This is a genomic window from Eubacterium sp. SB2, assembly GCF_001244405.1.
In the GTDB taxonomy this organism is placed as follows: domain Bacteria; phylum Bacillota; class Clostridia; order Lachnospirales; family Lachnospiraceae; genus Faecalicatena; species Faecalicatena contortus_B.
In genome coordinates this window covers 1,249,859-1,261,777 of sequence record NZ_LN865153.1, presented here as the reverse complement: position 1 = coordinate 1,261,777, position 11,919 = coordinate 1,249,859, and the positions used below count along the sequence as shown (strand labels likewise).

Sequence of the window (11,919 nt, the reverse complement as noted above, 5' to 3'; positions counted from 1 at the left end):
TTATGAAAAAAGAGCTTTTGGCTGCCAAATGTTAATCTGCAGGTATATACAGTATTTTTTAATACTGTATATACCTGCAAGACTTTTTTTGCACAATATTCAGATATCCAAGTGCTGGCTGTCAAATATTTCACCGGGACAGCACAGGCTTCGTTTATCCAAATGGATGTTTTTAACAAGGTTTATTCCAGAATTTCTTTTACTTTCTCAACAGTTAAATCACAGTATTCGGCGATCTCATCGAAAGATTTTCCCCGAATATGCAGTTTGAAAACCTGGCGGGCACGTTGCTCCCCGACGTGCTGTCCAATTTGAATCCCTCTCTTTTCGGCACTGCTAATCTGAGTATTATAATCCTTGAGAGCTTTTTCCCTCGCCTCATATTCGAGCCGCTTTTGTTCATCCGCACTCAAATTTACCAGTGTATGATACGCTTCATCCAGATATTCGTTTGTTTTAGCCATTCGTTCAAACTCCTTTCTGTCTTTCCCATTGAAGAACTTCACCCATGCAATAATATTCTCCTCGGTATGTATACCTGCAGGCAGTTTCTTGAGTTCCAGTATATGAATCTCCATTTTATCAGTGTAAAGGCTGCCCGTCCGGTCATCCCGGAAATGAAAACTGCGGTAACAACTGTTGTCACCAGGAAAATGGTTGAAATCCAGGATACTTACATGGATACATTTTTGCAGATTGTCATAAGAGTCTCCCTTTTTAAGCTGACTGTCAAACATTTTACAGAGATAGAACAGGATACGTTCATCCCAGTATTCAAAATATTTTACCTGCATTTCCAGATTCATCTGGGTTCGATCCTTTAGCAGTACCCTCACATCCAGAATACCCAGCTTATCATCCGGGGTGTCCCTGGAAAGCAGAGTTGGAAGAATACAGGTATCTTCGATCTCATTGGGTGAAACTTTTAATAGAGCTGCTATAAAGCCTCTTCTGACTTTAGAATTCTGCATTAGATTATTAAAACAGAAGTCTACAGTCGGTAACATGATAAAGTTATCATTTGCCATAAATCTCCTTTCATGTGCAGAAAAAGCTGCAATTGTACACAAAAGGAAATCCCCTGCTTTTTATTTATCATTCCACGGATTTAGAAGGTACAAAAGACTAGAATTTCTTACAAAGTTCAATCAAAGTTTTTCCGCTGTTAAATAAGTTTTTGTGTTGGTATACTTCGGCGAAACGCCGTTTGGAAAATGAAAAGCGATTGCTTTTCGATATCTCTGATTTCTAGTATATCACGTCATATATCCTTTTGGCAATCAGACTTATAAACCATAATCGGGATTTAGTCGGCTAGCTTTAGCCTAGTCGACGGATGGGGACGCTTTATGACAGGGAGGCCGGGGAAGTGCTGGGGCTGTATATGCCGTTGCGATATGCACCCGTGCTGCAAAGTGATTCTAGAACACCCGATGCCGGATAGGCGGGTACACTGAACACATCACGGGAAATCTGATGATTTCCCGCGCTGGGTTCAGTAAAAACTTGATTTGGAGATCAAGTTTTTCCCCGCCTATCCGGCATCGGCTGTTCAAGAATCACTAAGCGCATTCCAGCATTTCGCAACGGCATATACAGCCCCAGCACCTCCCCGGCCTCCCTGTCATAAAGCTGGCTCATCCAATCGGCAGGTGAGCTCGCCAACCGGGTGGGATCCCGGACCAGGGCAGCGGATGTGGATTGGCTATGCGTGTCTTTTCATCTTCAAGATGCGTATTGAATTATTTTGATACCGGAAGCGTATCCCCTTGCTTTTTACACCTACTGGGGACATAAAAGTGCCACCAATTCTATATCCATACGCTGCCCCCGTTTGAGGCCCCTCCTTAGAAACGAGCTTTTTCCTACCGGTTGGATGCGCCAGCTCCATGAAGGGATAGCCGAAAACCTCCCGGAGAACATCCATGTCCTTTCAAAAACGCTCAAAGCGGACCTTAGAAATTCTTGGTGGGAAACAGTCCTGAAAATGGAGAGATTTTTGGATTCCGAATCCAAAAATCAGCTGACCCAGCGCGAGAAATCATCGGATTTCTCGTGATGTGTCAGTGGTGCTCCATTTTCAGGGCTGTTTCCCGCCTAGAATTTCTTAGGTCCGCGGCCGCGTTTTTGAAAGGACATGGATGTTCTCCGGGAGGTTTTCGGNAAAACGCTCAAAGCGGACCTTAGAAATTCTTGGTGGGAAACAGCCCTGAAAATGGAGAGATTTTTGGATTCCGAATCCAAAAATCAGCTGACCCAGCGCGAGAAATCATCGGATTTCTCGTGATGTGTCAGTGGTGCTCCATTTTCAGGGCTGTTTCCCGCCTAGAATTTCTTAGGTCCGCGGCCGCGTTTTTGAAAGGACATGGATGTTCTCCGGGAGGTTTTCGGCTATCCCTTTATGGAGCGTCCCCATCCGCGCCGAGGCTAAAGCTCGTCGCTAAATCCCGATTTTCTTGAAAAAGTCGCCCCCATGTGTTTTACAATTGTCTTTGTAAATGATACAATATGCGTAAATCGGCCCCTGTCAATTGACAATCATGTTCAATACAATAAGGAAAGGAGATCCCTTATGAAAAAGCGCATGTTTTCATTCTGTATTGCAGTAGTACTTACAGGCGCATTTCTTTTATCCGGCTGCGGCAAAAAGGTACAGGCATCAGACTTAATGAAAGGTGTAAAGGCCAATGATGTCAGCAAAGAAGCCGTGCTTCGTGACGAGGATACTGTTGCCGCCGCAGATTTTGCGGTGCGCCTGTTTGAGGCCAGCCGGCAAGAAAACTCTGAGGTGCTGATATCGCCTGTTTCTGTGCTCTATGCTCTTGCTATGACCGCGAATGGGGCAGAAGGGGAGACCCTCACACAGATGGAGGATGTGCTGGGGCTGAGCGTAGAAGAACTGAATCCATACCTCTATGCTTATAAAGAGGCATTGGCTTCCGGCAATAAGTACAAGCTGGATATTGCCAATTCAATCTGGTTTAAAGAGGATGAGAGTCTGACCGTGAATCCGGATTTTCTGCAGGCAAACGCAGACTGGTATGACGCGGAGCTTTACCAGGCGCCTTTTGATAATTCCACGCTCAAGGACATCAACAATTGGGTCAGCGATAAAACGGACGGTATGATAGAAGATATACTGGATGAGATTCCGGATGAAGCGATCATGTATCTGATCAATGCGATTGCTTTTGATGCCGAATGGGAGAACATATATAAGGAAAATGAAGTCATGGCGGATGTTTTTACAACGGAAAACGGAAGTGAGCAGATTGCTGAGATGATGTTTTCTGAAGAGAACGAATACTTGGAAGATGAGTACACAACTGGCCTGGTTAAATATTATAAAGACAGAAAATATGCGTTTGCAGGACTGCTTCCGAATGAGGGGATAAGCATGAGTGAATATATTTCTTCCTTAACAGGTGAAAAGCTGATGAGCCTTCTGAACAACTCACAGAGCGTACCGGTGGATGCGGCGATTCCTAAATTCGAAAATGAGTATGATACAGAGATGAGTGAGATTCTGAAGGGGCTGGGTATGCCAGATGCCTTTGATTTTGGACAGGCAGACTTTAGCGGGTTGGGGACATCAACTAAGGGGAATCTTTATATTAATCGTGTATTACACAAAACCTATATTGCGGTGGATGAGAAAGGAACCAAGGCGGGAGCAGCGACGGCAGTAGAGGTGCTGGATGGAGCCCCCATGGCTGATCCAACGGAGCGCAAGATAGTATATCTGAACCGGCCATTTATTTATATGCTCATCGATTGTGAGGCGAAACTTCCTGTCTTCATGGGGACAGTGATGGATATAAAAGAATAGGGCACACCGGAGAGTGCTGCCGGAACAAAAAATAGAAAAGGAGTGCATTAAGATGCAGACATCAACAGAACTAAAAAATTTACTCAACAGGATTGACCACAAGAGTTATCCTGCCTACAAAGATACGAAGGGTGTTTATCAGTTCCCCGGGTATCAGCTTTCCATCGATCATGTACAGGGAGATCCATTTGCCTCCCCTTCAAAATTAAGTATTCATATAAAAGGTGCGGCGGCAGGGTTTCCAAAAGAGCTGTTTGAGACGGTGCACCGCCGGATTGCTCTGCAGGATTATCTGACACGCCAGTTCGGACGCGGTGTTGAAAAGTATGCATTCAAAGCCAAAGGTTCGGGCAAGAGCGGCCTGATCTCTGTCAGCAGATGCGGACAGGAGATACTGGAACGTACGGCATGCAGTATTGATGTTCGGACCGGGGATCTGGTACTAAGGCTTGAGGCCGGTTTTCCTGCAAACGGAAGAACCATCAATGCCAGGGAATTAATGAAGATATTGTTTGATTTTTTGCCCGATTGTGTGGAAAACTCTCTGTATTATAAGAAAAGCGATAAAAAAAGAATAGAACAGACAGCATTTCTAGCGGATGACCAGCAGTATATCCGGGAGCAGCTGCCTGCTCTGGGACTGGCTGCTTTTGTGGCGGACGGAGCTATTCTGCCCAGAGAATCCGGAATTTCTTCCCGGCCAATGAAAGGGGCGGTTGCCTTTGCTTCCCCGGAGGAACTGAAAGTGACGCTGGAACTGCCTCACAGAGGAAAAATAACGGGAATGGGAATCCGCAGAGGAATCACACTGATTGTGGGCGGGGGATACCACGGAAAGTCTACGCTCCTGAAAGCGCTGGAACTGGGGGTTTATAACCATATTGCGGGGGACGGCAGGGAGTATGTGATTACAGACGCCACCGCAATGAAGATCCGCGCAGAGGATGGACGCAGCATTAAGAAAACAGATATTTCCATGTTTATAAATGACCTTCCCAATAAGAAGGAAACACGAGGATTCTACACAGAGGATGCCAGCGGAAGTACATCCCAGGCAGCGAATGTGATAGAGAGCATGGAGGCGGGGGCAAAACTGCTGCTGATCGATGAAGACACAAGCGCAACGAATTTTATGATACGGGATGAGCTGATGCAGCGCGTGATACACAGAGATATGGAACCCATCACGCCATTTATCGAACGGATCAGGGAATTGTATGATGAGTATGGAATATCAACTGCCATCGTGGCAGGAAGTTCCGGGGCATATTTCCATATTGCGGACTGCATTATCCAGATGGACAGATATGTGCCGAAAGATATCACCGCTCTTGCGAAAAGAGAGGCCGAAAGTTTTCCAATGCTCAGCGGGCCGGATGAAAAAGCAGCAGCACCCGTGTTCACACGATGCCCGGGAGGAAATCCGGCATTTCGCGGGAATGACAGGGTAAAGATGAAGACGATGGGCCGGGAGGCTGTGCAGATTAACCGGGAAACCATAGACCTGCGCTATGTGGAGCAGCTCGTTGACAGTGAGCAGGTGTCTGCTCTGGGGTATTGTGTAAAATATGCGGAAAAACATTTTTTAGACGGAAGAAAGACTCTGCAGAAGGTTGTGGAGGAGTTGGAGAATAAGATAAAAAAAGACGGACTGGGTAGTTTGTGTGAAAGCGGCTCCAGTGTGGCGTGCCTTGCAGCGCCGAGAAAACAGGAGATATATGCATGCCTGGATCGATACCGGGGCCTGAAGCTGTAGATAGAGAAGCTACATTGCCCTGGGTGGAGGGACTGCTACTGAGGGGATATAGGATGTCAATAAAAAGATGAAAGAAAAAGGTACTTCCGGTTTGTGTGGAAGTACCTTTTGCAAAATCACTGTTTTTCGACGGCTTTTAGCTTATCTTTCAGTGACTGAATTTCATTCTGTAATTTTCTGTTCTCTGCCTCTAGTACTTTTTGATTATCTACGCTTTCTTTAAGTTTTTCTTCGAGTAAAGAAATGTTTTGCCGCTCTTGTGTAAATTCATGATAAAAACCAGGAAAATATTTTTGAAGGACAAGTTGTTCAATCTGTTTATATGTATCAGATAAAATTGGAATCTGGCCGGTTTGCTGGTAAAGAATCCGGTTGATGCTAACAGTTCTTATGTCATTGAGCTTTAGTACAGAGTCATGGCTTAAAAATGGAAAATCACTGCTCTTCATCAGGAACAAATCACTTTTTGAAGCAGGGGACTCAACAGGATGATAAACATCCGGGTGTTTAGACGAATCATATGAAAAAACCGGAAGCACATATAATAACTTTTTTTTAACCCCGATTACCAGTCCACGGTGTTCATAGGACATTTCTGGTTTATAATTCTTCCCGAATTCGAACTGATAGATTTCCCCTTTTTTGACAGTCCTATGCCGGAATTGTTTTGTTCTGTTATCAGCCCAACGAAAATCAGCTTTTGAAAATCTGTTAAGTTCATCTGAGTTAAAAGCGTTCGTTATGACAGCTTCATTTGTTTTATTTTGTGCTCTAAGATACTCGTTCAATATCATATCTCCTTGTTCTCTATATGAAAAAAGGGTACGGCGCTAACCATACCCTACTCTGGCGGACCAGAGAGACCTCGTCGGTCAAATTATCCATCCAATAGTGGCCTCGTCGACCAAAAAACACTTATTGGCAAGTGTGAAAAGCAGTTTATCTGCTTACCTATATTATACTCAATTACACTGCAAAAATCCACTGGATATTGTTCTGAAAACAAAGCTTTCAATATTTTTGTTTGGATTTAAATTATATTTCACAATACCTGGAATGTCAAGCGATAAAAATTATTTTTAAATTATAAAATTCGTCTGAGGCGAAGGGGTGGCGTACGTATAGCACGAACCGCAGTGGAGCGTAGATAGGATGCATGCAACCACTATGTTTTCATACGGTCTGCGCAGTAAATCCTCCGACACGCTCTAAACTGTTAATACCGTATTCTGCGGGAAATAAATTACAGGAAAACAGATGTATCAAATTCTTTTGTAATTTGATATGATATACAGGAAGATGACGGAGCTCGAAAAGAAGGAATTTGTAAGAAAATTTATCAGTTCAATCGAATGATATCCGAGCGTGAATTAAAATAACGAAAACATAGTAGAAAGAGGAAACATATGCGTTTTTTTCATTTATCTGATCTGCATATTGGCAAACAACTGCACCATTACAGCCTTCTGGAGGATCAGAGACATATATTAAACGAGGTGGTCAGTCAGGTGAAGGAGCTTAAACCTGACGCAGTCGTAATAGCCGGAGATATCTATGACAAGTCCGTCCCGTCGGCGGAGGCGGTCTCTCTGTTTGACGATTTTCTGACGGAACTGGCTGACGTGGACGAAAAACCGGCGGTTATTCTGATCAGCGGGAACCATGATTCGGCCCAGCGGCTCGACTACGCCAGCCGAATTCTGGGCAGACAGAATATATATATTGCAGGTGAAGCGCCCAGGGAAAAGGATGAATATTTAAAGAAAGTAACACTCTGTGACGAATACGGGGATGTGGACTTTTATCTGCTACCATTTTTAAAGCCGGGGTATGTCCGCGGTGTTTTTGAGGAAGAGATTCCGGAGACTTACAGCGAAGCGGTCGCGCGTATCTTGGAACGGGAAGCACCGGACCGGGAGAAGCGCAATGTTTTGTTGTCCCACCAGTTCTATACGGGAAACGGGAAAACGCCGCAGACCTGCGATTCGGAGCTGTTTTCCGTGGGCGGGATTGACAATGTTGACATCGCGCCCCTCCTGCAGTTTGATTATGTGGCTCTCGGACACCTGCACCGGGCACAGCAGGCCGGCGAGCCCTTTATCCGTTACTGCGGGACCCTTCTGAAGTATTCCGTCAGTGAGGCGGGAGATACGAAGTCGCTTCATGTGGTGGAACTCGGCAAAAAGGGGGAAGAGGTGCACGTAGAGCTTCTGCCGCTGCATCCGCTCAGGGATGTGCGTACGGTCCGCGGAGAGATGAAGCAGATCATGGGGCAGGCGGAGAACGGAAGCTGTGAGGACTATATCAGCATTACGCTGACGGATGAGGTGGATCCGTACAGGCCAAAGGAACAGCTGGAAAAAGTATATCCCCACATTCTCGAGATCCGGATGGATAATGCCCGTACCAGAAAGCGTTTGGAGGAGTACGACGATGAGGTGGAATTGACCGATCCGCTGTCTGTATTTGGGGAGTTTTATGAGGAAATCCAGGGCCGGGAGCTGTCTCAGGAAGAGAGGGGATTTCTGGAACAGGTATTTGAGAAGGTGAAGGGGGAATAAGATGAGGCCGGTAAGGTTGATAATGTCTGCATTTGGTTCTTATGCAGATGTGGAAGAAATAGATTTTACAAAAATACAGCATGGCCTTTTTCTTATCACCGGAGACACCGGTGCAGGAAAGACCACGATTTTTGATGCCATCACGTACGCGCTTTACGATAAAACCAGCGGAGGAAGGCGCGATGGCAATATGATGCGCAGCCAGTATGCATCAGAAGAGACGGATACTTTCGTAGAGTATACATTTTCCTACAGAGGAAAAGAATATACGGTCAGAAGAAACCCCGAATATCTGCGGATCGGAAAGCGCCGGATGGCGGACGGCTCGCCCCGTCTTGTAAAAGAGACGGCCAAGGTAAGCCTGTTCATGCCAGACGGCAGAGAGGTACAGGGAAAGAAGAAGGACATTGATAATAAAATCGAGGAAATCATAGGTCTGGATGTGAACCAGTTCACCCAGATCGCAATGATTGCTCAGGGAGATTTCCTGAGACTGCTCCATGCAGAGTCCAAAGAACGCAAGAAGATTTTCTCCAGAATCTTTCAGACCAGGCTGTACTGGCAGGTACAGGAAGAATTAAAGGAGGAGGCAAAACAGCTCTATATCCGCATGGAGGACAATACAAAAGACTGCCTGCGTGAGATGGAGCGTGTGGAGACTTATGCCAAAAGCGCTGAGTCTGCTAAGTGGGAGCGGCTTTCGGCGCTGAAAATTCCTCCGGCAGAGGAGGTCATGGACGTATTAAAGGAAATCTGCAGGCAGGGGAAGTCCATGGAGACAGAGGCCGAGAAAGAACATACACAGCTGCAGAAGCAGGCCGAGAATCTCAATGCCGCGATCCGCGGCCAGGAAGAGGTCAACATTCTGTTTCGGTCGAAAGAGCAGGTTCAAAAGAGGCTGCAGGAGCTGGAGGAAAAAAAGAGCGGCATGAAAGAGATCAGCCGCCAGATCAAAGACGGTGAGCGGGCCGAAAAAGTTCTTGTTAAAGAAGAACAGTATAAACGGACCAGCCTGGAAGCAAAGCGTCTGCAAGAAACAGTGGGGCAGACAAAAAGCTGGATGGAGGAGCAGACGGCAGTTTCGGCAGAGAAGGAAAAGGAACTGCAGCAGCTGGAGGAAGAGCTGCAGGAAAAGGAACCCGTTTTTCAAAAACAGATTCTCCGTCTGAAAGATATTCTGCCCAGATATGCGAATATCAGGAAACTGGAAGAACAGTATCACAAACAGTTAAAGAAAATGGAACGTGTGCTCAAGGAGTGCCGGGCGGCCTCTGCGGATTACGAGAAAAAGTACCAGCAGTTTTTTGAGGAACAGGCCGGTATTCTGGCAAAGGAACTAAAGGAAGGCCAGCCGTGTCCTGTATGCGGTTCTACAGAACACCCCCACAGGGCGGAGATACTAAAGGGCGCTCCGGGGCAGGAAGAAGTGCAGCAGGCCAAGGAAAGGCGGGATCAAAAAGAGCAGGAGCGTACCGCCTGCCAGGAACAGTTTCAGGCATCCAAAAGCCGCCTGGACTCCGAAAGAAAACTGTTGGAGGAAGCGGCGGAAGATATCATGGCCGGAGGTTCCCTTTTAGAGGATGAAGCAAGAGCACATTTGAAACAGCTGGAAGCTGATTTAAAAGAAATGAAGAAAAATTTCCAGAAAAAGGGAAAAGATTTCCGGGAATTGATGGAAGAAATGAAGCGCAGAAGCGGACTTCTGGAGAGCCAGGAAAAACAGCTCCAGGAATTGAATACGAAGCAGAAAGAAGAGGAAGAATATTTTCAGGAAGAGTTAAAAGCACAGAAATTTGCGTCCCGTGAAGAATACAGCAGTGCATTGGAATGGACAGAAGGACGCAAAGCGAAAGCCGAAGCACTCAGCCAGTATGAAAAAGAGTGCCTCGAAGTAAAAACAAGGTATGAAATGCTATGCCAGCAGAGCGAGGGAAAGCAGCCTGCAGACCTGGAGGAAGAAAAAGAAAAGCTGGAAGAGGTGCTCATCTCACAGAAAGCGCAGAAAGACAGGTGGCTTCAGCTGCACAGCCAGAACCAGAAAAACAAAGAGGCCAGGGCAAAGCTGAAACAGTATTTTGAAACAAAAGCAGGTCTGACAATGCAGTACGAGATGGTCAACAACTTGAGCCGTACGGCCAATGGAACCCTGAACGGCAGTATTAAGCTGGATTTTGAAACCTATGTGCAGAGAAAATATTTCAAGCAGATCATCCATGCCGCCAACCGGCGGCTCAGCAAGATGACCTCCAACGAATTTATCCTGCAGTGCCGGGAAATCAAAGACCTGAGCAGCCAGGGGCAGGCCGGGCTGGATCTGGATGTCTACCACCTTGTCAACGATTCCGTCCGGGATGTGAAGACACTGTCCGGAGGCGAATCTTTCATGGCATCCCTCTCCATGGCGCTGGGACTGTCAGATATCATACAGAACACGGCAGGCGCAATCAGTCTGGAGACGATGTTTGTGGATGAAGGCTTCGGTTCCCTGGATGACGCGGCAAGAGAGCGGGCGATCCAGATTCTGCAGGAGCTGGCAGGTGAAAAAGGAATCGTGGGAATCATATCCCATGTAAATGAATTAAAAGAACAGATCGAATGGAAACTTGCAGTGACAAAGACAGAGCAGGGAAGCAGTACCAGGTGGGTATTAGAATAAACAGAAATGGAAGTGGGACAGATGAAGAAATACCTGAAAACAGCATCAGCCCTGCTGCTGGCCGTAATCCTCAGCCTGCAGCAGGCACTGCCCGTTAGGGCATGGGAGGAAATTATAACCTGTACGGTTCTTGGGGACAGCATCGCAAAGGGGTATTCTTCAGATAAAGTCAATCAAATAGACTGCTACGGCCGTCTTGTGACCGAGCAGATTGCCGATGAAAATGCGATATATTTTGACTATCAGAATTACGCGAAAAACGGCCTGGACACACAGGGCCTCAATGAAAAGGTTCTGTCCAGGGATACGGTAAAAAGAAATCTTAACAAATCGGATCTTATATTTGTAACAATGGGGTCCAACGACCTTATGAACGAATTTAAAAAAGAAGCCCAGGAAATCCTGAATTCCGACACCAAATTCAGGAGTGCACCTCAGGCTTTGAATGAACTTCAGGAAGCGGTCAAAAAAAATCCGTTACTGATCCTCAAGATCATAGATGCCTTAAGCAGCTGGGACTATGGAGGTTTTGAGGCAGAGTGGGCCACTGCCATGCAGACTATAACCCAGCAGAAAAAAGACACGGCTCAAATTATCGTAACCAATATCTACAACCCCATTTATAATATGCAGCTTCCCGGAACCATGAATAAGGTTGTAGAAGACATCATCCAGAATATGAACAGTATCATCGAAAAAAGAGCAGAAGAATTCGACTACCAGGTCGTAGACCTTTTCAACTCCAATATCGTAGCCTTCGTCCAGGGCGACGGCCTCCACCCCAGCCAGGAAGGGCAGCAGCTTATCGCAGCAATGGTCTACGATGAAATCCAGCCCGTTACGGATATAAATACTCAGTCCGTAGATGGCGAAGCCGTAAAGGGAGAAGCTCAACAGCCAAAGCCGGCAGACCAATCCGAACAGTCTGCTCCCGAGAACGAAGACCTGCCCCCCGATACCACCAAACAGTCCAAAAACCAACCCAATCAGGGCAAATATTCATACTTCGTTCCTACAATCTTACTGGTAATATTAGCAAGTGTCCTGATCATATCAATCAGACGCAAAAATAAAAATTAACATCCAAAAGCGGAATGCATTTTCCCATTACCCATCA

At 46.2% G+C, this 11,919-nt stretch carries 7 protein-coding genes; 5 read left to right on the top strand and 2 right to left on the bottom strand.

Translation table 11 applies throughout. From position 1 onward, the window contains the following. Positions 1-182: 182 nt before the first annotated feature. Positions 183-1,028 (bottom strand): Rpn family recombination-promoting nuclease/putative transposase, encoded by an 846-nt coding sequence (locus BN1938_RS18015; protein ID WP_050642747.1) that lies wholly within the window; start codon positions 1,026-1,028, stop codon positions 183-185. A gap of 1,544 nt (positions 1,029-2,572) precedes the next feature. Here BN1938_RS18015 and BN1938_RS18005 point away from each other — a divergent pair. Continuing rightward, positions 2,573-3,829 carry a serpin family protein gene (locus tag BN1938_RS18005; RefSeq protein WP_050641868.1) on the top strand — a complete coding sequence of 419 codons (1,257 nt, stop codon included), beginning with the start codon at positions 2,573-2,575 and terminating at the stop codon, positions 3,827-3,829. A 52-nt stretch (positions 3,830-3,881) separates the two neighbouring features. Next, positions 3,882-5,585 carry an ABC-ATPase domain-containing protein gene (locus BN1938_RS18000; RefSeq protein ID WP_050641867.1) on the top strand — a complete coding sequence of 568 codons (1,704 nt, stop codon included), beginning with the start codon at positions 3,882-3,884 and terminating at the stop codon, positions 5,583-5,585. A 116-nt stretch (positions 5,586-5,701) separates the two neighbouring features. On the opposite strand, the gene BN1938_RS17995 is transcribed toward BN1938_RS18000, so the two are convergent. Beyond that, the gene (locus tag BN1938_RS17995) at positions 5,702-6,373 is read right to left on the bottom strand and encodes a type II toxin-antitoxin system PemK/MazF family toxin (protein WP_050641866.1); all 672 of its coding nucleotides are present in this window, start codon (positions 6,371-6,373) and stop codon (positions 5,702-5,704) included. Between the two features lie 618 nt (positions 6,374-6,991). On the opposite strand from BN1938_RS17995, the gene BN1938_RS17990 reads away from it, so the two are divergent. Genes BN1938_RS17990 through BN1938_RS17980 form a run of 3 tightly spaced genes read left to right on the top strand, consistent with a single transcriptional unit; the run spans position 6,992 to position 11,882 of the window. Next, a complete protein-coding gene (locus tag BN1938_RS17990) occupies positions 6,992-8,146 on the top strand; it encodes an exonuclease SbcCD subunit D (RefSeq protein ID WP_050641865.1) in 1,155 nt (384 codons plus the stop codon). Position 8,147: 1 nt separating this feature from the next. Then, positions 8,148-10,802 carry an AAA family ATPase gene (locus tag BN1938_RS17985; RefSeq protein ID WP_050641864.1) on the top strand — a complete coding sequence of 885 codons (2,655 nt, stop codon included), beginning with the start codon at positions 8,148-8,150 and terminating at the stop codon, positions 10,800-10,802. Positions 10,803-10,823: 21 nt separating this feature from the next. Next, complete coding sequence (locus tag BN1938_RS17980) at positions 10,824-11,882, top strand: SGNH/GDSL hydrolase family protein (RefSeq protein ID WP_050642746.1); 1,059 nt, start codon at positions 10,824-10,826, stop codon at positions 11,880-11,882. Positions 11,883-11,919 lie beyond the last annotated feature (37 nt).